The sequence below is a fragment of the Lysinibacillus sp. DFXJR4 genome (assembly GCF_057196045.1).
Genome location: NZ_JBXUNW010000008.1, coordinates 119,370 through 143,107 on the forward strand (window position 1 = coordinate 119,370; position 23,738 = coordinate 143,107).

Consider the following 23,738-nt stretch of genomic DNA (forward strand, 5'->3'; position numbering starts at 1 on the left):
CCGTATTGGGCTTTAGTCAAATACTTTTTAGCTGGACGGCCATCATCCCGGTCATAGTCCTACTATATTATTTCTTTCGAAAAAAATATATCGATCAAACCGTATCTTCTACACTTTTTTGGTCGGAAATTATGCAGGAAACGCGTGTATCACCATACTTAAAGCAACTACAAAAAAATGCCCTGCTCTTTTTGCAACTTCTAGCACTTCTTTTATTGGTACTAGCCCTTATGAACCCTTATGTTAAAAAATCAACAATTGTAGGTGCACAGACAATTTTTATTGTAGACACGTCTGCAACAATGCTTGCGGGGAAAGAGCAGTCAACATTTGATGCACATAAAAAGGAAATGTTATCTTTGGTGGGTCAACTGAATGGTAGACCTGTGACGCTTATTACAACAGGCAATACACCGAAAGCTGTGCTACAGCAGGTGACAAACACGAAAGATATTGAAAAAGCGATTCAAGAGCTGGAAGTAACCTATGAAACAGCGCAAATGAATAAGGCACTTGATGTGGCACAGGCTTTTGTTGGAGATATACCAACATCCATTTATGTATTTACTGATGCGCTTGATAAAAAGCACTTACCAATGGAAAAAGATACAGTGAAATGGATTGTAAAAGGCTCTGCTAAAGATTTAAAGAATGTTGCGATTACACGTTTTGCTGCAACTACAGATGGTCAAACCACAATGGCATTGGTGCAACTACAAAATGATACTGATTTGGAGCAAAGGACTACTCTTTTGTTACAAAATGCAGAGAATAATAAGGTAGTGTCGGAAGATATTACATTGCCTCCTAATGAAGCTGTGACAAAAACTTTCAAAGATTTACCGTTAGAGGATACATTGACGGCTACCATTGCTGTAGAAGATGATTATACAGTCGATAATTCACAAACAGTTTTACTACAAACAACAACCTCAAAAATAGTGGTCGATCAAAGTTTGCATCAACTCATTCAAAAAGGCTTTCAAACAATTAATAGCAGTGTCAAGATTATTCCGTCTTTACAGATTGCTGATAATCAAGAAGCGACCGTAGTAACTAACCAAACAGCACTGCTCGGAAAGATGGACAAACCTATAGTATTATTTGGTCGTGATGATGCCGAAAAAATTGAAGCAAAGGGCGAAGTAAATACAACAAGTGATGCATTGTTTGCATTTAGTGAGCTAAAAGATATTTATGTTAGCACTGTATATCCTGGGTTTGATAGTTATAAAACAATTGCATCGGTTGGAGATCATCCCTTTATACAACGTTCTCCTAAAGGTGATCTTGTCATATTAGCTGATATTGCAGATACGGATTGGCCTCTGCACCCTTCATTTCCATTATTTTTGTGGAGTGCGGAACAGCAGCTTTCAGAATCGATTGGTTCACTTGGTATTTTTACGCCGAACGAGCAGCGCGCAGTTGCTTTGAAACAGGGTGATTGGAGTGTATATTCGCAGGACGATCAGTTTTTATCGTCCATAACAAATGGCTTATTAACAGCTCCAATGAAGCCAGGGATTTATACAGCACGTTCAGAAGGTGAAGAAAAGCGCTTAATTGTCCAGCTTCAAGCACAAGAGCGTGTTATCCCAAAAGGAACTAGCTATACACTAGGAGAGCTCAAAGAAAATGGCAAAGAAGAAATAGCAAAAGCTTCACTTGTACCTTGGCTTATTCTTCTTATTTTACTAGTACTTGTAACAGAGTGGGAGGTGCAACGACGACGTGGATTTACGAATTGATATGCCATTAGCATTGTTGCTTTTACTCCCAATATTAATGTATTTTGGCTGGACCTATTGGCGAGAGCGTCAGCGCTTGAAAAAGAGCCACATCACAGTGCTAGGAATTCGTATTCTAGCAGTCATTTGCTTAGTTTTTGCACTTGCAGGTCCTTATATTTTATTACCTATAAAGGAAGAGCAAATATTATTTATGGTAGACCGTTCTGCTTCTATGAATGGTACAGACGGTGAGATGACTAATTTTATAGAGGAAAGTTTACAGTCGAAAAAGGATGAACAGCTTGCAGGGATTTATTCTTTTTCATCAACACTGCAGACAGAAGCAATTTTATCGAAGACATTAAAGGAAGTGCCGAAGTTTACAAACATAGAAGCAACAGATCAAACAAATATTGAACAAAGTCTACAGCTTGCTTCGGGGATTGTTAATTCGAAAAAGGCAACACGATTGGTACTTCTAACAGATGGTAATGAAACAAAGGGCAATGCCTTAGAGTTTGCCTCGAAATTTAAAGGGTCCAATATAAGCGTTGATGTTGTTCCATTTCATCAACCAGTTTCTACAGATGTATCATTGAAAAGCTTTGTAACCCCACAGGTTGCATATGTGGGTGAGCAGCAGCAATTAGTTACAGAAGTTCATGCAACAGCGGCTAATAAAGGTGAGCTTCTATTATATGAAAACGACAAACTTGTTCACCGGGAGGCTGTAGAGCTTGCACAAGGCTCCAATGTATTTACCTATAAACATACCGCTACAGCAGAGGGGCTTGTAAAGTATGAAGCTGTTGTACAGGTAGAGCAGGATGCCATATTTGAAAATAATAAACTAACCAGCATTACAATGGTCCAAAGTGAACCACATTTACTAATTGTTAATGGTTATGATAGCGCATCACCTATAGCAGCCGCTCTTGGTAAACAATCCATTTCCTTTAATGTTGTAGATGCTCAAAGTTTGCCAAATGAGCTTTCAAGTTATCTACAGTACAATGCCATTATTTTTGACAATGTGCCAGGACATTTAGTGGGCGAGGCCAAAATGAATGTGATTGAGCAGGCAGTCAAAAACTTTGGCGTTGGCTTTACGATGGTAGGGGGCGAAAATAGCTTTGGCTTGGGCGGCTATTTTAAAACACCAATTGAAACTTTACTACCTGTTGAAATGGAGATTAAAGGAAAGGAACAATTGCCTTCATTAGGACTGGTTATCGTGCTTGACCGCTCTGGCAGTATGTATGGATCAAAGCTAGAGCTAGCTAAGGAGGCGGCGGCTCGTTCTGTCGAAATGCTACGAGATGAAGATACGCTCGGCTTTATTGCCTTTGATGATCGACCTTGGGAAATTATCGAAACAGGTCCACTTAACAATAAGGAAGAGGCTGTGGATACGATTTTATCCGTAACGCCAGGCGGTGGGACAGAGATTTATGGATCTCTCGCAAGGGCCTATGAAAACTTAGCAGATTTAAAGCTACAGCGTAAGCATATTATTCTATTAACAGATGGACAGTCACAGTCAGGAAATTATGAAGACTTAATCGCTGAAGGAAAAGAGAATGGTGTAACATTATCTACTGTAGCGATTGGACAAGATGCAGATGCCAATTTACTTGAAGCGCTCAGTGAAATGGGTACCGGACGATTCTATGACGTTGTTGATGAGCAGACAATACCTTCTATTTTATCCCGTGAAACGGCAATGATTTCACACACATATATTGAGGATAATCCCTTCTATCCAACCATCTACAATGCATCTGGTTGGAACACGTTATTTGCAAATGGTGTACCTCAAATGAATGCTTATATTGGAACAACAGCAAAGCAGGGGGCCTCTGTCATTGCTGAAAGCGAGAAAGAGGATCCAGTACTAGCGCAGTGGCAATATGGTCTTGGTAAAACATTTGCCTTTACTTCTGATTCGACAGGTAAATGGACAGGTGACTGGGCAAGATGGCAGGATTGGGGAACATTTTGGCAAACGCTTATTTCACAAATGCTCCCAAGCTATAATGATGTTGCCTACGACGTACGTTTAGAATCGGATGGTTCATTTGTTATTACAGATCCTACCAATGAAGCAGCTTTTTTAGATGTCGTTGCTGTCAATGAAGCAGGAGAAGAACTTGAAACACAGCTTGAAGCTATTTCAGCCTCTCAGATTCGAGCAGTTGTACAAGCGGAGCCAGGGTTAATTTTCTTCCGTATCGCTGATGAAGATCAAGCTATTTTTCAAGCGGGTATAAGTGTGCCTTACAGTGCTGAATATGAGTTACGACCTGTAAACGATGAGCTGGTGGAAGAACTGACAAAGCAAACGGGTGGCTCTGTTTTGAAAGAACCGAAGGAGGTATTTCGTGAATTTACGAAGAAAGGCGCAGATCGTCAAAATATAGCAACATGGCTTATATTAGCAGGTATGCTACTGTTCTTCATCGATATTACAATCCGACGCTTTGGCTGGAGCTTCTTTGCTAAGTCGAAGAAAAAAGAGCAGCTTGTTGAAAATAAAACCACACAGGCAGAGGATACAAATGTTGCTCAACTATTAAAGGGCATGAAGAAAAGATAATTTGGATTAAATGACAGTGCAAAATGATTGATTATTTTGCACTGTTTTTGCGTTTTAAAGTGAAAAGGAAGAAGCTTTCGTTCAAAGGGAAACCCTGCTCAAGAGGGAAATCCTTGCTCTGAAAAATTTAACGAAAATTTTTAATAAGTGCAGTATTTCGTAAACTACTAGCAATTGCCACACCAAAAATAGCACCAATAATACTAGAGGTTAAAAAGGCAGGCATGAAAAACATTGATGCTACGGATGTCCCCATTAAGATATATGCATATGGTACGGCAATGAGGGAGGCGATAATGCCAGTTCCTACTATTTCACCAACGCCCGCTAGCCAAGGCATACCACTGTATTTATAAGCCAGTGCTGCACAAAATGCGCCAATGACACTGCCAGGAATGGCTAATAGGGAGCCTGTCCCTGTTAAAATACGAATAATCGCTGTAGTAAGGGCAATGATAATAGTTGGTATTGGTCCGAGTAGAATGGCACCGATGACATTGATGGCATGTTGTATCGGATAAGCTCGCGCAATCCCTGTTGGAATTGAAACGAAGGTAGAACCTGCTATGGCAATTGCCACTAATAAGGCCATGATGGTTAATTTTCGAACTGACATAAGTTACACTCCCTTGAAATATAAAATGAATTGTTATCTCTGCTAAACTGGCGAGCACAAAAAGGCCGCTCCCTGAAAACAAATAGGAAGCGGCCTTGCATTTACATATCAAAAAGCAAGATGTCGCCACTTCCCTCCGCTAGTATGAACTAGATCAGGTTCAAAGGGTCCGTATATGGTCATATACGTCTCAGCCTTTTAAAGACTCCCCTAGTGGTAATAATTATTCAATTTCTGTTTAGCATTGTAACAACATAAATGTATCATACTACTAATAATAGTCAATAACTTTTCAGATTATTTGGAATCAGGCTGCATAAGATGCGGTGCTTTTTTCATTGTCCAGATAAGGGCAAGGAAGAAGCAAGCCATCAAAATAATAGCACCAAATATATAAGGGCTATTCATATTCCAATCAAATAAAATACCTGCCAATGCTGGACCAATCATATTGCCAAGACTCATATAAGCATTATTCAGACCTGCTGCAAATCCTTGCTCATTTTCGGCAAGCTTGGAGATCAGTGTGTTAACAGCAGGACGAATTAATGTTGTGGCTGTCGAGAAGATTGTCGCAACAACTAAAATAAGGGCAAACCCAGATACGAATAATATTAAGTAGATCGATATGGCTGCAATAAATAAATTGACTAATACGACCTTCATTTCACCATAGCGATTAAAGAGTGGTGTAATAACAAACATTTGTACAACTACACCAAAAGCACCACCCACCACTAAAATAATAGCAATATCCCCAGGTGTATAATGAAACTTTTCTGTAACAAATAATGATAAAGTCGTTTGGAAATTAGCAATTCCGAACGAGAATACCATCATAATAATGAGCATAACAAAGTAAGGCATATGTACTGAACGTACCATTTGTTTCGCGAGATTGTCTTGCTTATGCATTTTTTGTGCTGCGTTTGGTTTGGTAGATGGTAATAAAAAGAACGATAAAATAGAAGCCAAAATAGCCGCAGCTCCAGCTGTATAAAATGGAAAATGTAAGCTAACATGTGATAAGAAACCACCAATACCGGGTCCTATCATAAAGCCAAGAGACATGGCAGCACCAAGCATCCCCATCCCTTTTCCACGTTCTTCATATGTTGTAACATCTGCGACAAATGCCATAATAGGAGGTGCCACAAAGGCTGATCCAAGGCCACCTAAAAAGCGTGCTAAGAAGAGCATCCACACTTCTGTAGAAAGTCCAAAGCCGATTTGAGCAAGTCCTGTTAGTATAAGTCCGAAAATAATAAGATTTTTTCGACCATACTGATCCGAAAGATTCCCAGCAATTGGAGAAAAAACGAATTGAGCGAAGGCGAACGTTGCAATAAGCATACCTAGAACTTGTCCTGCAGCACCAAATATTCTTAAATACTCGGGCATTACAGGAATAATAATCCCAATACTCCCCATTGCGATAAACATATTAAACATTAAAATATACAAAGCCGCCTTATTGGACTTCTGCTGGGTCATCGAATACCCCCCTTTTTCTAATCAAATATAGTACAGTCTATCACAAAGAAAAATGGTTTGCTAATAGTTAGGATTACACGAAATAGTGGACCAATGGTTTATTCTTAAACTACTAAATGATAAATATTTTGCAATAATAATGTAGTGTTCAATTTGTAAATTCCACAAGTTTTTTTGTGGAATTTACTTTTTTTCTTGTATTGAATTAGGGGTTACATCATTTGTTCTTATGTTAATCTTTTTATGTCAACTATATTACAAAATTTGTAATAATTAGTGATTGATATATGGTTGATGTTCCTTTAATAATTCCTGTGTAACGGCTTCCTATTGGTTCTTTATTAGGCAATCAAAAGCCGAGAATCCGAGAGAAATTGATATTAAAAAGGAGAGGAAATGAAATGGTAACTATTCAAGCAGCAATGGAAAATTTAAGAGAATTAGGTATTAATCCAGTTACAGCAGTCATTGGGTCAACTCAACAGTTATTTCAGTGGGATGAAGAAAAAGTTAATGAATTAAAGGGTTATTTAATCTCTCAAAATTTTAAATATCATTATGAAAACAATAGCTTTTATCGAATGCTATGCGAGGATAGCGGTGTAACACCTGCAGATGTACAAAGTTTAGATGATATACAAAAAATCCCACTTATTCCGGTGACAAGCTTTAAAAGACCTGATTCTCATTTATTACTATCAACATCTTTAGAGAATATTGAATTTGAAATGCGAAGTACAGGAACTAGTGGTATCCCAAGTATATCAAGAAGGGATGCGGAAACATTAAACAATTGCGTATTTAGTATATATGCAATGTATAGAGAGATGTTCGCCTTCTCTCGTGGTGCTGGTCTCTTCCTATTCCCATCTCCAGAAGAAATGCCAGAAATGGGAATGGTAAAAGTACTAAATATGCTCTCAGGTTTGTTTGATGCAACACGATGTCTTGTTAAGAGAGCATCCTTCAAACCAAAAGAGGCAATAGAAACTTTAGAAAAATGGCAAAACATTCATACGCGTCACATCATAGGACCACCATTTTTAATTTATAAATTGGTTAATTATTTAAAAACAAATAATATTCATTTGAAGTTGGATCAAAAGACGATGATTATCAATCTAGGGGGCTGGAAACGCTTCTCTGGTATGGAGATACCTCGAGAACAATACAATAAAGAATGTGCTGAATTTTTAGGTATTCCTGAAGAAAATATTAGGGATATGTATGGATTAGTTGAATCGAATATCTTAGCTATCGAGTGTGAGAAGCATTCTAAGCATGTACCACCTTGGGTTCATTTTTCATTAAGAAATCCCAAAAATTTAGCTGAAGAGGTACCACAAGGAAAAAGAGGTGTTTTAGCAATATTTGACCCTACGTCCTTGTCATATCCAGGATTTATTCAAACTGAGGATTTAGTGTATTTAAAGAAAGAAAATACATGTGAATGCGGAAGAAACGGTCAGAAGGTGGTATACCTTTCTAGAGTAGCAGGTGCAGAAATTGGTTGCTGTGCCATTAATTTAGAGAAGCATATGGATGCCGCAGAAGCTAAAAGCGAAATGGCAGAAGTATAAGAAAGGATCTAAACATGTACAATTCTATCATTGTTGATTATTTTAGCAAACCTCGACATTCAGGAGAACTAACCGATGCAAATATGGAATTAAAAATTGGTAACTCTGTTTGTGGGGATACAATTTTCATGAGTGTAAAGGTAGAAGATGGGAAAATATTCGATGCAAAATATAAAGCCTATGGTTGTGCAACATCTTTAGCAACAGCTGATATATTTGCAGAATTTATCATTAATAAATCAATAGAAGAAATTAAGCAGCAACCACAACATGAGATTGATAAAATGCTAGGGGAGTTGGAGCCTCCTCAAATGCATTGTTTAAATATTTTACATGAGTTATTTGAGCAAATACGTTCAGCAGCTTAGGAGGCTTTTATGATAGGAAGGTATTTTGATTATAATGCCACTACTCCTCTTCGGGAGGAAGTGGCTTCTACTATGATAGAAAATATAATGCTATTTGGAAATCCCTCTAGCACGCACTCCTTTGGACAGTTAGCGAAATTAAAAATGGAAGAGGCACGCTCACATGTTGCCACATTAATTAATGCAGAAGAATCAGATATATTTTTTACTTCTGGTGGTACAGAGTCGATTAACACTGCATTGAAAGGATATTTTTTTTCAAAGGATAAACGCCCATTTCACATCATCACTTCTAAAATCGAGCATGCTGCAACCTTGGAAGTATGTCGATATCTATCTACCCTTGGTGCTGAAATTACCTATTTACCTGTTGATACTAATGGCTTCATTGCTATTGAAGATTTAAAAAACGCTATTCAAGAGAATACAGCGCTTGTTTCAATCATGTTTGCCAACAATGAAATCGGCTCAATTCAACCAATTCAAGAGATGGTGAGAGTAGTTAAGAATATCAATAGCAATATAATCTTTCATGTTGACGCTGTACAGGTGATTGGCAAAATCCAGATAGACGTTCGGGATTTAGGAGTGGATGCATTATCGATGGCTGCTCATAAAATATATGGTCCTAAGGGCACAGGTGCATTGTACTTGAAAAACGGTGAACGTCAATTAGATCAGCTTCTTCATGGCGGTGGGCAAGAAAAAGGTTTTCGTGGTGGCACAGAAAATCTATTAGCTATTATTGGTTTTGGTAAAGCCTGCGAAATGGCAAAAGAAGAGCTAGAGCATAATGCTAATAAAATAATCGCATTAAGATCCTATTTCCTAGATAAATTAGAAAATTCGATTGAACACTATGAAATTAATGGGCCTGTGTTAGGTGAGGATTTATTACCAAATACTATTAATTTATCTTTTCTGAATATACGAGCAGAAGCATTAGCTGTTCTATTAAGTCAAACATATGGTATTGCAGTATCTATTGGCTCTGCCTGTAGTGCTGATAAGGCTAATTTATCTCATGTATTGTTAGCACTCGGCCTGTCTGAAGATCGAATAAAATCGTCTATTCGTATTAGTTTTGGTAATTACACGGATTACAAGGATATTGATTATTTTATGGAAAGTCTAAAAGCATCTGTTAACCGTCTACGAAGTATGCTCCCTGTTGGATAGAAAGGAAGCGATAAGATGGAGAATTTAAAAATCCTAGCACCCGTGCGATCAAAATTTATGATGGAAGAAATGATAGAGGCCGGTGCCAATGAAATATATTTTGGCGTTTCAACTCCGCTTTTTCAACAGCTATCATTTGATAACAAATTTCAAACAGTAGCAGATTACCCTGCTCACTTTTCAGATTGGGAGGAAATAGACGACATAATTGCTTTAGCAAAAGCAAACAATCTTAGAGTTATATTTATGGCCAATACGCCATACATCCCAACTGGCTTTGAAAAAGACTATCAAAAGCATGTTTATAGAGCTCTTGAAAAAGGTGTAGATGCTATTACAATATCTTCAATACAATCCTGTCATTTACTTAATTCTTTGGAAAAGAACATCCAAATTATTTCAGGCTCACAATTAGCACCAGTTAATAAATATGGAGCCGAGCTATTGAAGGAATCAGGTGTCAAAAGGATAACATTGTCGCAATCAATGACATTAGAAGAAATTCACGAACTTCGGGATTTAGAGATGGAACTGATGATTACAGGGAATTTTGGCACTGGCAGTATGGCTGGGAACTGTCGTTTATGGGAAAGCCCAAATAATCTTGAAATTGGGGAAGGGATCAGAACTCTATATCGAGTTTTATCTCCATTAAACACACACAGTAATCAGCAGCATTTTTTAGATAGTGCAACTGATTGTAGTTTGTGTAATCTAGAAGATCTAGTTTCTGCTGGTGTTACTGCCATAAAATTCCTTGGAAGGGAAGCCCCTAATCCAGTGACATTAGCGATGGTTGTGAATATGTTTAATGAATGGCGAGAAATGGGGATTTCAGGCTTAACAATAGATCAAAAGATGAAAATAACGGAGCAGGAGCAGCTCATGTGGGTCATGAAATGGGTGCCACGCTTTTGTGAAAAATGTCGATGTACTTATAAACCAACTGCAATTACAAAAACATACATTTAGGTGATGCATAATTGAAAACGCCAGTAAAAGAGCTAAGAATTCATCATGATTATTTATTTACATTATCAGATGAAGTATTAGACAGTTATCAAATTGTTTCTTTTGGGCATTCAGGCTGCCATTATAAAATGGTTGGTCTTGAGGATCAGCATATACAATTTTTATTGGAACGCGATAAAAAAGTGAAAATTGAAATGCCTATATTATTTGAAGCCTCGATGAAAAGATTTATTGCAGAAATGCAGCGCTTTTTCCATTATGAGCTAAATTTGATTGTCAATGATTGGGGAACAATGCGTTATTTAGCTCAACAGTCTTTACCTCCAAACATCTCTTTATCAGTAGGTAGGCAACTAATTTTTAGCTATGGGAACTGCCCATGGTATGAAGATATTTTGCAATATGAAGAGCAGGCGACGAAGGAACAATTTTTACAATTAAATATTGTCAATCCATCTATGATCAGGTTTATGAAAGAAAATGGTGTAACGGAAATTGATGTAGATATCAATATTTATTTGGAAAATTCCGTGCAATTGCTTAGAGATGAAGGGATTAAAGTAAATGGCTTTTTAAATTATCCATTGGTGTCCACTTCTAGATCCTGTCACACACTTCGACTTTATGCAGAGCAAATTGGAAAATGCCAACATTTATGTAATAGTGGTATCTTAATCGAGCCAAGAGAACGATGGAATCGATTTGAGGATACAACCATTAAGATTTCAAGAGAAGGTCGAGAAAAAATAGGGAATCTTATTATTTATGGAAATATAGTCGTTCAGGATATGAAGAAACTAAACGAAAGCATACCTTTTGAAGTGGATTCATTATGCGATGATGCGAGATTTTCACCCATACTATTAAAAGAGGAGGCAATAAATTGAGTACTATACAAGAAAAAAATTTTACGCAAGATCTTTTGACAAAATTGGATGATATTATCGTTGATTTTGTTGCCCCAAATGCTGCACGAATTGATAGAGAACGAGAGTTTCCAAGAGAAAATATTACCGAGCTTGGACGGGAGGGTTTTTTAGGCTTAATCATTCCTCAGCAGTTGGGCGGTTTAGAGGCTCCATTATCCCTTTATAAAGAAACAGTTATTAGACTGGCTCAAGCTTGTGCTTCTACAGCACTTGTCTATGTGCAACATATGTCAGCAGTTTCTATTTTATTGTATGGAAAAGAAAATGATTATATAAAAAATATTTTAAGTAATATAGGTAAAGGTCAATGTCTTACGACAATTGCACTAAGTGAAGCTGGATCTGGCTGTTATTTTTTCTTACCAGTTAGTCAGGTAAATGAAACCGACAAAGGGCTTCGATTAAAGACCAATAAAATTATGGTGACTAGTGCTGGAGAGGCAGATGTGTATGTCATTAACTCTAAAGCGACTTTCGCAAAGAATTCAATGCAAAGTAATTTCTTTGCTGTAGCTAGCGAATATAATGGCATTGAGGTTGGTGGGAAATGGGAAGGTATGGGACTAAGAGGAAATCAAAGTGCACCATTAACTATAGATACTTACTTAAATAAACAGATGCTAATTGGTGAAGAAGGAGAAGGCTTTAAAATTACCCGTGAGGCCCTGCTTCCAATGGGGCAAATTGGAATTTCAGCAGTCAATATTGGGATCGCCAAGGCAATATACAATGAATCGGTAAATTATGTGAAGAAACGATTTTATACACATATCAATACAAATCTTTCTGATTTTCAAAGTATTCAGCAAATGATTGGAGAAATAAAGGTACTATGCGATCAGGCAGAGACAGCGTTAAATGTATTTGTTCAACGGATGGAGAACAAGGAAGTTGATATGGTCAGTACATTAGAGGTTAAGGTAATGGCATGTGAAACAGTATTACAGGTGGCAGAATTAGGCTTGAAAGTTTGTGGAGGGCATGCCTATTCCGCTAATACACCGATTGAGAGGTATATTCGGGATAGTATGGCGGGAACAGTCATGGGACCGACGCCAGATGTTCTTAAGGAATTGATTGGGAAAATTGTATTAGATGTCCCGACCCAATTATAAATTCATGGAGCAGATGAAAGAGGGTTGACAATGACAAATCAAAATGAGCCTATATACGGGGGTATGAAGCAGGTATTAGCGGTAAGCCTTGGTTTATTCTTAGTTTTTTTAGACAGTACCGTAGTAAATATTTCACTCCCTAATATTATGAATGATTATGAAATTAATTTAAGTGTCGCTTCTTGGATTATCAATTCTTTTGTGCTAACGCTCGCTATTTTATTAATTACTTTAGGGAAAATTGCAGATTTTTTTGGCAGAAGAAAAATTTTTTTAATTGGCGTTATCATATTTGCCATAAGCTCATTATTATGTGGAATGGCCCCTACTGTAGAAGTTTTAATTGCTGCTAGAGCTTTACAAGGCATTGGAGGGGCAATGATTATCCCAACTAGTATGATGCTAGTAAGGACAGCGGTACCAGCAGAAAAAATGGGGCTTGCCATGGGAATATGGGGAGCTGTTGGTGCACTTGCTGTAGCTATTGGTCCTAGTCTTGGAGGTGTAGTGACAGATTTTATTAATTGGCGTTGGATCTTTTATATCAATGTTCCAATTATTATTGTAGCCTTTCCATTTATTCTATTAGCTTTTAAAGGATTTAAAGATATCAAATCACCATTTAAATTAGATGTGCTAGGTATGTTAGTCATTAGCGTGGCACTCTACTTTCTAACTTATGCAATATTGCAGGGTGAGAAATTAGGATGGAATTCAACGACAATATATATTTACTTTTCAATAAGTATCTTAGCCACTCTATTATTTATTTTTATAGAAAAGCGGGCAAAGGTGCCATTAGTGGATTTTTCAATATTTAACAATAAACATTATTTGGGTGGCATTCTATCTAATTTTTTAGGTGGCATCTTGTTAATGGGTACTTTAATTTTGTTACCTGTTTATCTGACACAAGTAAAAGATTTTACAACACTTTATGCATCATTTCTTATTACACCTTTATCGGCAGTTATGTTAATCGTAGCACCGATCGTTGGGAGAATAATCGATAAAATTGGCTATCAAGTCCCAATGCTTTTTGGTTATGTTTTTACTGTCACAGGTTTTATTTTCCTCTTAAAATTAACACCAGATACTGAATTCCCAATGCTTATTACGATGATGTCCTTATTAGGTACTGGATTGGGTATCATCATGGTTACAAGTGTAACAGTATGTACGGTTTCTGTTTCAGAAAAGCATGTCTCTTTGGGATCGGGTATATTTGCGACAGCACGAAATCTTGGAGGTGCCCTAGGTGTATCTTTATTTGTTTCAATTACTCTAAGTTTTTTAAATCAATATGCAAACGATATAGTGGATGATGGTGTGGCACGATTTGAAAATAGTGAAATACCTGATGCCGTCAAGACAGTCGCTATTGAAAATTTAAAGGGAAAAAAAGATAGCTTTTTTGAAGGAGAGCAGAAAGTAGAGGATTTTAAGGTCTCTAAGGAAATGTCTGATCAATTTGTCGCAGTGAAAATGGAAGAGGCATTAAAACAAAAGCCTAAAACAGTGGAAGTTAATGCTTCAGCAGATTTAGAAAAGAAAATAACTGCTATGGTAAATACTGAAATTGAAAATATAGAAAAAGAAGTTAAAACTATTCAAAGTAATATCCGAAATGAGGCACAAGGGTATATTGTTGAGGCAATGACGAAAGCGTTTTGGTGTGGATTATTGTTAACATGCCTTTTTAGTTTATCCTTGATTTTTTTAAGAAAGAAGCATATTGAAGAAGGTAATGTATAACTAATAATCGGTAGGGTGTAAAAGCCCTACCGATTCAAATTTATATCTTCTCTTAGGAACTAATTAATTTAATATACATACTTTGAATGATTAAAAATTATTAATCATAAGATATTCTAGTGTAAATGGATAATCATAGATATAATAGTAATATAAGGGTATTTAGAGAAGAAGAAAAGGGTGAATACTGATGATGAAATTTTTGGAACCGACAGCCATGCTAAATTTTCAAGACGAAGCTCTCCAGCAATTAGTTAAACAAAGAGGATGGAGTGACTTAGCCTATGAAGATCGAATTAAAGAGATTTATGATTTTGTAAGAAATGAAATTAAGTTTGGCTATAATCGGACAGATGATATTCCCGCTTCTGAAGTATTACGCGATGGATATGGGCAATGTAATACAAAAAGTACGCTTCTAATGGCTTTACTTAGAGCAGTTGGGATTCCTTGTAGAATACATGGATTCCTTATTGATAAAAAAATGCAAAAGGGAGCATTGACTGGCATTACTTATCTACTAGCACCAAGTAAAATTGTTCACGCTTGGACGGAGGTTCAATTACATGATGATTGGATTGTGTTAGAAGGTGTGATTATAGACGATTCGTATTTAAAGCAAGTGAAAAGTCGACTATGTAGCTTTAATGAAGGATTTATCGGTTATGGAATTTCAGTTAAGGATAAAAATAATATAAATCTCTGTTGGACTGGTGAAAGTGTATATGTCCAAAGCTTTTCCATAACAGATGATTTAGGAATATTTGATAACCCAGATGATTTATTTAAGAAATATAACAATACGGATAGTAAGCTGAAAGAGATGTTGTTTAATAAAAAAAGAAAGAAAATAAATAAAAGGTTAGATATGTTGAGAGATCAGTGAAAAGGACATACTCGCTCGAAATTGAAAGCGAGTATGTCCTTTTTTATGCTTTAAATATCTATATTTAATAACTGCTCACGTGCTGCACTAGTGAGCGTCTAATCATTAATACTGACTTGGAATTTATAGTAGAATAATTTTTCTGGAGCATGACAATAGGGGATAGCTCCACCATTAAAATATCCATTACTTTGATAGTAATTTTTAATCGATTGAAAATTATTATCCTCTATGCATAGATGGTAGAGAATTGGCAAATTAACCTTTTTAATATGTAAATCATTGATAGTATGGTCTGCTAACAGATCATGTACATCGTTACGAATTTGGGCTACGACACCTAAGTAATTTGCATATGTTTTAATCGTTTCCAAGGTTTTTGGTGGAATATCTACGGCACCTAAAATACAAGCCAGCTTTATAAGAGAGCCAGATTTTAAACTAACCATTTCTAAATATTCGGATTCATTAGAAATACGGTTATGCATATCTTTTTGTTGTCCATTGATTGATTGGAGCAATAATAATTGAATTTGCTGACTGATAACGTTTCTAGCTTCCACGCTGTCAGGCGTCACTTTATGGAGAGCCGTTAATAAAAACACATTAATAAAATTTTTCCCTAAATTAACGTTTGACCAAGGATAAATCAATACATCCCCGTCCTGTATATTATTAAAATTGAGCACGACTGTTACTTAAAATTTTTGCAACTGCCTCAGAACGAGAATTCACACATAACTTTTTATATATTTTAGTTAGATTATATTCAACAGCACGAATGCTCATAAAAAGTTCATCTGCAATTTCTTTATTGCTGGCGCCCTTGGCTAAACTCTCTAAAATATCCATCTCCTTTTGTGAAAATTGTTGTTGATGTTCCGCAACTAATAATCCTTGAGATATGTTAGACGGTAGCGAACGAATTAACATTTCCCTTGGAATCATTACATAACCATTTAGTACAGCTTGTATATTTATCACCAATTCCTGATAGGATGCAGATTTGCTTATAATGCCGCAAATTCCCAATTCTATTAGAGTGTTCAACTCACAGGAATAATCAAATCCCGTATAGAGTATGATTTTAGCATCCGAATGGGTAAGTAAGATTTTTTTCGATAATTCGATGCCAGAGCAGTTTGGCATATTAATATCCAATAAATAAAGATCAAATGTTTTTTTCTTAATGTCTTGTATGACCTGCTGCCAATTTGATAAATAAGTAATATTATAGTCTGTTACTTCCTCCAGTATATTCTTAGTACCGAGACCAACCATTGGATGGTCGTCTACAATTAATAGCTGAATCAATGTTCTCACCTCGGAATTGTTATTAAAATTTGTAATCCTTGAGTAAGTTCCGTAATAAATTCAATCTCTCCATCTAAAATATGAATACGTTCTTTTATACCAATTAATCCAATATGATCTTCATTATACTGCTCACTAATTTTGTCCATCCCTACACCGTTGTCTTTATAATCTAAAAAAATAAAATGATCATCCTCCCACATTTCTATGGACACTAATGTGGCATTAGAGTGCTTTTCAGCATTGGTAAGCAATTCTTGGAGCACACGGTAGATAGAGACTGTTAAATTATGATTGTTTGCGTAATTAGAAAGTTGAAATTCATATCGAAGGCTAAAACTAGCTTTCGCCTGTTTCTTTTTACAAAGATCCTCTAAAGATGCAGTAAAATTAGTATTTAATAAAAAGTTGGGACGTAACTCACTACAGGTGTCTCTAATTTGCTTAATAACATCCAATAAGCCGTTCTTGATTTTATTTAATGTCTCTAAGTCTCCCTTCTGTAAAGTATTTGAATTTTGTATAAGTTGATCTAATTTCTGATACCAAATTGTTTGATCTTGTAAAGCAGAATCATGTAAATCTGACGCTAATCGTTTACGTTCTTGTTCACTCAATTGCAATAAAAATCGAGTAAGAGTGTTGGATGATTGATGATTAGTTGTGTCTCTATTTTCGATGGTTGCAATTATATTTTTTACGATATTTAAATTTTCATAGACTAATCTTACGTATTTAACAATATTTATTAACCACATTTTTTCATGTAAATTAAACGTCGTATTATTTCTTTTTTTGCTAATCCAAATATACGTGCCTATATGATGATGTTCATAAAGCTGAATGCCAAGATAATTCGGATGATCAATTAATATATCTGAATGATTATTCCTCAGCTTAAGTTTAATAGAATCTGCTAGTATACTTTCTTCATTATTTTGCATGAAATCAAAACATTGGTACTCATTGGTTTGATAATTTATGCGTATCAAGAGTAAAACTTTAGGATCTAAGGTTTCTTTGATTTGATGAAGTAATAAGTCTTCTAAATCATCTTCTTTCATAACAGAAGCTAGTTCTTGTGAAAACTCATTTAAATTATTAGAAAAAAAGGACTGTTGATAAAGAAAACTATCTTTTAAAAGAAAATCTAGTTTTTCTTTTAAAAATAATGTCACAATATTGATAGTAAGAATGACGAAAAATAAAATGAAAGAATACAAAACGATATTATCTATGTAGAATCTTTCACTAATAACGAAAATCATCAAAATCACTGTGGGGATAAATGTTAAAAATGTATAATATGGAATTTGTTTTAAAATAAAATTAATATCTATTAAGCGATTAGTCAACACAATATAAGTATACCCAATAGGGATAATAAATAAGGTGAAAGTTGCCAAATCATCTTGTATATAAGGTAGTCTAAAGATAAATGGAACAGCGTGAAAAAAAATAAAAGGGATAAATGCACAAACATGAATTAATATTAACCATTTAAAAAAAACTTCATGATATGTACTTTTAGTAGTCAAGTAAAAATAAATCAGTAGCAAAATAGAAAAACAAATATTGAGGCAAAAATAACTTAAAATTAGTATGGTGTTGATAGCACCAAAATTATAATCTGAAAAAAGTGTCGATAATTTTAAAATAATAATTATAAAATAAAGGAATCTATTTATTTTAAAGAAGGTTAACCATTTGTTTTTGATAATTCCTTTTTCGAATAACAGTATATGAAAGAACTGTATTAAAAAAAGAGAGCATAATGGAAAAAATATGCCAATTAGGAAACTTGATACAATATCTCCTCTTCCAGATTCAGTCGAAGCAAAAAAACTAAGAGACATCGACAATAGGAATCCTGTTAAATAAAATGCAACTTTATTATTTTGTTGGTAAATAAAAAGAGTCAGAATAAAAACAGTTAGAGAAAATAAACTTGGAATTATGATTTCCTGAAAAGTGTATTTCAGAGAATCAGGTGGAGCTTGTATGTAATGTATTTCTTGGTTTCTTATAATTTTTATTTTAGAACCATGAACAAAGCAATTATTGTGTTTGAAATGCTTATTGAACATCGTCACATCAATATCATCTACTTCTAAAATGGCATCACCGATAGCGAGATTGGTATAGCGTGCCCAGCCATCATTTTCATAAATATTGGAAATAATGATTTTACCATTTTTATTATACTGCACATCTATACCGATATAGGGGGTTGACATAACGAATATTAAAAAGAAGTGGGCTATTAGAAATAGTAATTGCAAAAATAGTATTTTTCTTTTATTACTCATAGTTTAACCCTTTCTAGGAAAAAGTTTATAATTACCTCTTTAATGTTATTATAAATTGTAAACAAATTGAAAGAAAGGGAATACTATGATAATAGATAAGATTCATTCATTAATTTATAATAATTAAAGTTAGCTGATTATCTTTCCATTTCTAAGCTAAATATTATCCAAAAGGTATTACAAAATACTAATAAAGCAGATGTTATGCAAAAATCATCAACATGGCTACCACGATAAAAATGTTTCTTTCTTTAGACATCGCATTCTTCAACAAAAAAAGTGATGAAAAACATTTTGTTTTTCATCACTTTTTTAAATCTATCGAATACTCATTTTAAATTCTAAAAATAATTCATTGTATTTACCTAAGTAATCAGGACCTAAGTTTTTATATACTTCTAATGTTTCTCGTTGCTCTTCAGAAGGATAATAGCGTTCATCAGATACAACTTCCTTATCCATTAATTTCATTGCTGCAATGTTAGGGGTAGAGTAGCCAACATAGTCAGCGTTTTGGGCACCCGATTCAGCTTTTAGCATAAAATTAATGAATTTATGAGCACCCTCAATATTTTTAGATGTTTTCGGGATGACCATATTATCAAACCACAAGTTTGAGCCTTCCTCTGGAACTGCAAAATCTAGCTCTTCATTTTCTGACATCATGTCTGCTGCCTGCCCAGACCAAGTGAGGGCTACAGTAGCCTCATTATTGATCATTAAAGGGGTAATTTCATCACCAATAATGGCCTTAACATTTGGGGCAAGTGTAATTAATTTGTCTGTAGCTTTACGTAATTCATGATTATCCAATGAATTCAGCGAATATCCTAGGCTATTTAAGCCCATCCCGATTACCTCACGAGCACCATCTACTAAAAAGACTTTTCGTTTTAATGAAGGGTCCCACAAATCATCCCATGAAGAGAAATCTAAATCACCAACAAGGTTTGGATTATAGACAATACCTACTGTTCCCCAAAAATAAGGTACGGAATATTTATTGTCATCATCGAATGGTAGATCCAAGAAGTAAGGGTCGATGTTTTTTAAATTAGGAATTTTCGATTTATCTAAAGGAATCAACAAATTTTCTTCCTTCATTTTTTCAATCATATATTCTGAAGGGACAGCAATATCATAAGCTGTTCCGCCCTGTTGAATTTTTGTCATCATGGCTTCATTGGAATCAAACGTCTCGTAAATTACATGAATACCTGTTTCTTTTTCAAATTGCTTTAGCAAATCAGGATCTATATATTCTCCCCAGTTAAAGATCGTTAACGTGTTTTTCCCACTTTTTCCACCACCGGCACTTAAGGCATCCGCAGCGTAGAATAATAGGGCGGACACGACAAGTATCGCAATTGTAGCTTGAATTAATTGCTTCATTGTTGTCCCTCCGTTCTTTTACTAGCACGACTTGTGATGAAATAATAGCCAACTACGACAATCACCGTTACGAAGAATACTAAGCCAGAAATAGCATTTACCGTTAAGGAAATACCAGCACGTGCCATAGAGTAAATTTCCACAGATAATGTACTAAAGCCATTGCCAGTTACGAAAAACGTCACTGCAAAGTCATCTAAAGAATACGTAAGAGCAAGAAAGAACCCTGCAAAGATACCAGGCTGAATATACGGTAAAATAACACGCATCATCACATCTTTTTTTGTTGCTCCTAAATCTAATGCAGCATCAATTAATGATGTATTCATTTCTAGCAGCTTTGGTAAAACCATCAGTACAACAATTGGTACACTAAAAGCTACGTGTGCTAATAATACAGAAGCAAAGCCTAATTTAATACCTACCATCGTGAACAAAATTAAAAAGCTCGCACCAATAATAACATCGGGACTGACAATTAATACATTGTTTAATGAAAGTAATGTATTACGCATTTTTGCATCTTTCACCGTTACAATGCCAATTGCACCTAATGTACCGATAATTGTTGAAATTAAAGCAGATAGTAGAGCTACGATGACTGTATTAATTAAAATAACTAATAGGCGGGAATCCTCAAATACAGCTTTATAATGTTCGAGTGTAAAGGATTCAAAATTATTCATGGAGCCACCACTGTTAAAAGAATAAAAAATTAAGTAAAAGATAGGTGCATACAAGACGATAAAAACAATCGCTAAATACACTTTTGCGGAAGCTGATAATTTATTCATCGTACGCGACCTCCTTTATCCTTTTGTCCTGTAATAAGCATAATAATGACCATGAACAAAATTAAGAATACGGCAATAGTTGAGCCCATTCCCCAGTTTTGAGTCACTAAGAACTGTTGTTCAATAGCTGTACCAAGGGTAATCACGCGGTTTCCAGCAATTAAGCGTGTAATCATGAACAAAGATAATGCAGGGATAAATACAACCTGTATGCCTGATTTAACACCGTCCATAGTTAGAGGTAGTACAACGCGACGGAATGTCGTAAAAGCAGATGCACCTAAATCACGTGCTGCATAAATAAGAGTAGGGTTTAAACGATCTAAAGAATTAAAGATAGGTAAGATCATAAAAGGTATAAAAATATACACCGATACGAATACAAAGCTAATATCTGTAAATAACATTTGCTTTGGATCAAAGCCAAATACTTCTATAAATGCGTTCAACGGACCGTACAAGCCAAAAATTCCGATAAAAGCGTATGTTTTTAACAAAAGATTAATCCAAGAAGGAATAATGATTAGCAGGAGCCAAAGCTGCTTATACTTAGTTTTTGTTAAAAAATAGGCTGTAGGATACGAAACTAATAATGTAAAGAAGGTAATTAAAAACGCATACCAGAATGAGCTTAATGTCATTTTTAAATAAACAGAAGTAAAGAAAGCTTTATAGTTATCAAACGTGAAATCGCCATGTATATCTAGTAGGGAATAGTATACAACCAGTGCAATTGGTGCGATAACGAAAAGTGCAATCCATAAAACGTATGGAAATAAGGCTGATTTTGATGTTTTAGCTTGCATCATCTTCATCTCCATATGCTTCTAAACGTTTATCAAACTCTTCTTCGGTTTCATTTAAACGCATAACATGAATCGCCTCTGGATCAAAATCTAAGCCAATTTCTGTCCCTACCTCAGCTTTTTTTAAAGAATGGACAAGCCACTCATTACCATCCTTATCATATGTGGATAATTCATAATGCACGCCACGGAAAAGTTGTGTATCCACTTTTACGATAAGTTTACCTTGATCAATAGTTGTCATTTCTAAATCCTCAGGACGAATAACAATATCGATTTTTTCATTTGGCTTCATCCCTTGGTCTACACATTCGAATATTTTGCCAGCAAATTCTACCTTGAAATCGTCAATCATTACACCAGGGACAATATTTGATTCTCCTATAAAGTCAGCTACGAAGCGATTAATGGGTTCATCATAAATATCAACAGGTGTACCTGATTGTTGAATTTGTCCTTCACTTAGTACAAATATTTCATCGCTCATAGCGAGTGCCTCTTCTTGATCGTGTGTTACGAAGACAAAAGTTTTGCCAAGACGTTGCTGTAATTCTCGCAGCTCATATTGCATCTCAGTACGTAGCTTTAAATCTAAAGCTGAAAGAGGTTCATCTAATAAAATTACTTCTGGGTCATTCACAATCGCACGAGCAATTGCTACACGCTGACGTTGACCACCTGACATTTCAGAAATTTCACGATTTCCGTATCCAGCAAGGTTAACAAATTTTAATGCTTCAGCCACTCGTTCCTTAATTTCGTTTTCAGACAGCTTTTTAATACGTAGTCCAAATGCGACATTTTCAAAGACATTCAAATGAGGAAAGAGTGCGTAATCCTGAAAGACTGTATTTACTTGACGTTCATTTGCTGGCACTGAGTTGATTTTTTTATCGTGAAAATAAACATCTCCTGTAGACGGTTCAGTGAAGCCAGCAATAATTCGTAAAATGGTTGTTTTACCACAACCAGAAGGACCTAGTAATGTGTAAAATTTCCCTTTTTCTAGCTCTAGATTAATATTTTTTAGGACGATCGTGCCGTCATTATAAGACTTTGAAACATTTTCAAAGCGGATAATTGAATTCGTTGTCATAGATGCGCCTCCTTAGCTATAAGTATGAATCCGTTGCGACAAGCAAAATCTTTGTTTCAGCAGCATGTGCATTAAAAATTTGATGATGATCTGTCGCATCAAAATAGAGAGCATTGCCTTCACTAGCGATATACTGTTCATTCCCCAAAACGAGACGAATACGCCCTTTTACTACATATATAAAGGTTTCGGAGAGTGAGGGTTCAAATTGCTTAAATTCACCTTCAGCAGCAAGCGTTAGGAAAATAGGCTCCATTTCTTTTTCATTTGATGTTGAAATAAGCCATTGAATTTCATATTTTTTTTCTTCATCCGTATAGGTGGATTGATCTTCCTCTGTATAAACAACCTTTTGTTCAGGTGATTCATCATCAAAAAATTCCTTAGGTGTTGAACCTAACACTTCTAATATTGAAAAGAGTGTCTCAATGGAAGGTGAATTCAAATCACGTTCTAATTGGGATATATAGCCTTTACTTAAATCTGTACGTTCTCCAAGTTCCTCTTGGGTAAGACCTTTTTTTAAACGAAGCGCTTTAATTTTTGCTCCTATTTGCATCTTTTCCCTCCTAGAAGAAGTTTAGCAATCATAAACTTTTGAAATATGAAGTTTACTTTAACAAAACTTTTAGTTTACTAAAACCATTACAATTATACATAAAAATTTTAGATATGCAATCGTTTTTATGGAAAAAAAAGAAGAAAAAATTTTTAGAAATTTAACATAAATCATAGGTAGAAAAAGTTTGTTTATTTTAGAATAAAAATGTTAAAAATAGTTAATAAATAGGCTGTAGCTGCTAT

At 35.3% G+C, this 23,738-nt stretch carries 20 protein-coding genes and 1 riboswitch; of the genes, 10 read left to right on the forward strand and 10 right to left on the reverse strand.

The window, feature by feature from the left end; genetic code table 11:
- Window positions 1-5 precede the first annotated feature (5 nt).
- Complete coding sequence (locus tag AC2CGN_RS16500) at window positions 6-1,751, forward strand: vWA domain-containing protein (protein WP_484514979.1); 1,746 nt, start codon at window positions 6-8, stop codon at window positions 1,749-1,751.
- Complete coding sequence (locus tag AC2CGN_RS16505; RefSeq protein WP_484514981.1) at window positions 1,735-4,329, forward strand: VWA domain-containing protein; 2,595 nt, start codon at window positions 1,735-1,737, stop codon at window positions 4,327-4,329. Before AC2CGN_RS16500 ends, AC2CGN_RS16505 begins: the two co-directional genes overlap by 17 nt.
- 127 nt (window positions 4,330-4,456) lie before the next feature.
- Here AC2CGN_RS16505 and thiW read toward each other — a convergent pair whose 3' ends face one another.
- Both thiW and AC2CGN_RS16515 read right to left on the reverse strand, forming a co-directional pair.
- Window positions 4,457-4,945, reverse strand: a complete 489-nt coding sequence (thiW, locus tag AC2CGN_RS16510; protein ID WP_429984471.1) for an energy coupling factor transporter S component ThiW — start codon at window positions 4,943-4,945, stop codon at window positions 4,457-4,459.
- Between the two features lie 114 nt (window positions 4,946-5,059).
- Window positions 5,060-5,167, reverse strand: a riboswitch (TPP riboswitch).
- Between the two features lie 75 nt (window positions 5,168-5,242).
- A complete protein-coding gene (locus AC2CGN_RS16515) occupies window positions 5,243-6,439 on the reverse strand; it encodes an MFS transporter (protein ID WP_286923906.1) in 1,197 nt (398 codons plus the stop codon).
- 401 nt (window positions 6,440-6,840) lie between these two features.
- On the opposite strand from AC2CGN_RS16515, the gene AC2CGN_RS16520 reads away from it, so the two are divergent.
- From AC2CGN_RS16520 to AC2CGN_RS16555, 8 genes are all read left to right on the forward strand, one after another.
- Window positions 6,841-8,019, forward strand: coding sequence for a LuxE/PaaK family acyltransferase (locus AC2CGN_RS16520; protein WP_429980476.1), 1,179 nt, complete (start codon window positions 6,841-6,843; stop codon window positions 8,017-8,019).
- Window positions 8,020-8,033: 14 nt separating this feature from the next.
- Entirely contained in the window at window positions 8,034-8,387 is a 354-nt protein-coding gene (locus tag AC2CGN_RS16525) for an iron-sulfur cluster assembly scaffold protein (RefSeq protein ID WP_484514984.1), read from the forward strand.
- Window positions 8,388-8,396: 9 nt separating this feature from the next.
- The gene (locus tag AC2CGN_RS16530) at window positions 8,397-9,566 is read left to right on the forward strand and encodes a cysteine desulfurase family protein (RefSeq protein ID WP_484514986.1); all 1,170 of its coding nucleotides are present in this window, start codon (window positions 8,397-8,399) and stop codon (window positions 9,564-9,566) included.
- A gap of 15 nt (window positions 9,567-9,581) precedes the next feature.
- The gene (locus tag AC2CGN_RS16535) at window positions 9,582-10,538 is read left to right on the forward strand and encodes a peptidase U32 family protein (RefSeq protein WP_484514988.1); all 957 of its coding nucleotides are present in this window, start codon (window positions 9,582-9,584) and stop codon (window positions 10,536-10,538) included.
- Between the two features lie 11 nt (window positions 10,539-10,549).
- Complete coding sequence (locus AC2CGN_RS16540; RefSeq protein ID WP_429990872.1) at window positions 10,550-11,425, forward strand: hypothetical protein; 876 nt, start codon at window positions 10,550-10,552, stop codon at window positions 11,423-11,425.
- The gene (locus tag AC2CGN_RS16545; RefSeq protein ID WP_484514991.1) at window positions 11,422-12,582 is read left to right on the forward strand and encodes an acyl-CoA dehydrogenase family protein; all 1,161 of its coding nucleotides are present in this window, start codon (window positions 11,422-11,424) and stop codon (window positions 12,580-12,582) included. The genes AC2CGN_RS16540 and AC2CGN_RS16545 overlap by 4 nt, the downstream gene beginning before the upstream one ends.
- A 30-nt stretch (window positions 12,583-12,612) precedes the next feature.
- Window positions 12,613-14,337, forward strand: coding sequence for an MFS transporter (locus AC2CGN_RS16550; RefSeq protein WP_484514993.1), 1,725 nt, complete (start codon window positions 12,613-12,615; stop codon window positions 14,335-14,337).
- A 190-nt stretch (window positions 14,338-14,527) separates the two neighbouring features.
- Window positions 14,528-15,223 (forward strand): transglutaminase-like domain-containing protein, encoded by a 696-nt coding sequence (locus tag AC2CGN_RS16555; RefSeq protein ID WP_286923914.1) that lies wholly within the window; start codon window positions 14,528-14,530, stop codon window positions 15,221-15,223.
- A gap of 98 nt (window positions 15,224-15,321) precedes the next feature.
- Here AC2CGN_RS16555 and AC2CGN_RS16560 read toward each other — a convergent pair whose 3' ends face one another.
- From AC2CGN_RS16560 to AC2CGN_RS16595, 8 genes are all read right to left on the reverse strand, one after another.
- On the reverse strand, window positions 15,322-15,876 hold the full coding sequence (locus AC2CGN_RS16560) for a polyprenyl synthetase family protein (RefSeq protein WP_484514995.1): 555 nt from the start codon (window positions 15,874-15,876) through the stop codon (window positions 15,322-15,324).
- A 22-nt stretch (window positions 15,877-15,898) separates the two neighbouring features.
- The gene (locus tag AC2CGN_RS16565) at window positions 15,899-16,537 is read right to left on the reverse strand and encodes a response regulator transcription factor (RefSeq protein ID WP_283870983.1); all 639 of its coding nucleotides are present in this window, start codon (window positions 16,535-16,537) and stop codon (window positions 15,899-15,901) included.
- Between the two features lie 5 nt (window positions 16,538-16,542).
- On the reverse strand, window positions 16,543-18,846 hold the full coding sequence (locus AC2CGN_RS16570) for an ATP-binding protein (protein ID WP_429984478.1): 2,304 nt from the start codon (window positions 18,844-18,846) through the stop codon (window positions 16,543-16,545).
- Between the two features lie 318 nt (window positions 18,847-19,164).
- The gene (locus AC2CGN_RS16575; RefSeq protein ID WP_283870985.1) at window positions 19,165-20,238 is read right to left on the reverse strand and encodes an ABC transporter substrate-binding protein; all 1,074 of its coding nucleotides are present in this window, start codon (window positions 20,236-20,238) and stop codon (window positions 19,165-19,167) included.
- On the reverse strand, window positions 20,235-21,032 hold the full coding sequence (locus AC2CGN_RS16580) for an ABC transporter permease (protein ID WP_283870986.1): 798 nt from the start codon (window positions 21,030-21,032) through the stop codon (window positions 20,235-20,237). The genes AC2CGN_RS16575 and AC2CGN_RS16580 overlap by 4 nt, the downstream gene beginning before the upstream one ends.
- Window positions 21,029-21,838, reverse strand: coding sequence for an ABC transporter permease (locus AC2CGN_RS16585; RefSeq protein WP_429980488.1), 810 nt, complete (start codon window positions 21,836-21,838; stop codon window positions 21,029-21,031). Before AC2CGN_RS16585 ends, AC2CGN_RS16580 begins: the two co-directional genes overlap by 4 nt.
- Window positions 21,828-22,934 carry an ABC transporter ATP-binding protein gene (locus AC2CGN_RS16590; protein ID WP_484514998.1) on the reverse strand — a complete coding sequence of 369 codons (1,107 nt, stop codon included), beginning with the start codon at window positions 22,932-22,934 and terminating at the stop codon, window positions 21,828-21,830. Before AC2CGN_RS16590 ends, AC2CGN_RS16585 begins: the two co-directional genes overlap by 11 nt.
- Window positions 22,935-22,950: 16 nt before the next feature.
- The gene (locus AC2CGN_RS16595) at window positions 22,951-23,493 is read right to left on the reverse strand and encodes a helix-turn-helix domain-containing protein (protein WP_484515000.1); all 543 of its coding nucleotides are present in this window, start codon (window positions 23,491-23,493) and stop codon (window positions 22,951-22,953) included.
- Window positions 23,494-23,738: the final 245 nt, after the last annotated feature.

Coding starts and splice junctions, on each gene's coding strand:
- AC2CGN_RS16525 (WP_484514984.1), top strand. CDS start 8,034: ATGTACAATTCTATCATTGTTGATTATTTTAGCAAACCTCGACATTCA.
- AC2CGN_RS16575 (WP_283870985.1), bottom strand. CDS start 20,238: ATGAAGCAATTAATTCAAGCTACAATTGCGATACTTGTCGTGTCCGCC.
- AC2CGN_RS16530 (WP_484514986.1), top strand. CDS start 8,397: ATGATAGGAAGGTATTTTGATTATAATGCCACTACTCCTCTTCGGGAG.
- AC2CGN_RS16520 (WP_429980476.1), top strand. CDS start 6,841: ATGGTAACTATTCAAGCAGCAATGGAAAATTTAAGAGAATTAGGTATT.
- AC2CGN_RS16535 (WP_484514988.1), top strand. CDS start 9,582: ATGGAGAATTTAAAAATCCTAGCACCCGTGCGATCAAAATTTATGATG.
- AC2CGN_RS16550 (WP_484514993.1), top strand. CDS start 12,613: ATGACAAATCAAAATGAGCCTATATACGGGGGTATGAAGCAGGTATTA.
- thiW (WP_429984471.1), bottom strand. CDS start 4,945: ATGTCAGTTCGAAAATTAACCATCATGGCCTTATTAGTGGCAATTGCC.
- AC2CGN_RS16580 (WP_283870986.1), bottom strand. CDS start 21,032: ATGAATAAATTATCAGCTTCCGCAAAAGTGTATTTAGCGATTGTTTTT.
- AC2CGN_RS16515 (WP_286923906.1), bottom strand. CDS start 6,439: ATGACCCAGCAGAAGTCCAATAAGGCGGCTTTGTATATTTTAATGTTT.
- AC2CGN_RS16555 (WP_286923914.1), top strand. CDS start 14,528: ATGATGAAATTTTTGGAACCGACAGCCATGCTAAATTTTCAAGACGAA.
- AC2CGN_RS16570 (WP_429984478.1), bottom strand. CDS start 18,846: ATGAGTAATAAAAGAAAAATACTATTTTTGCAATTACTATTTCTAATA.
- AC2CGN_RS16585 (WP_429980488.1), bottom strand. CDS start 21,838: ATGCAAGCTAAAACATCAAAATCAGCCTTATTTCCATACGTTTTATGG.
- AC2CGN_RS16590 (WP_484514998.1), bottom strand. CDS start 22,934: ATGACAACGAATTCAATTATCCGCTTTGAAAATGTTTCAAAGTCTTAT.
- AC2CGN_RS16595 (WP_484515000.1), bottom strand. CDS start 23,493: ATGCAAATAGGAGCAAAAATTAAAGCGCTTCGTTTAAAAAAAGGTCTT.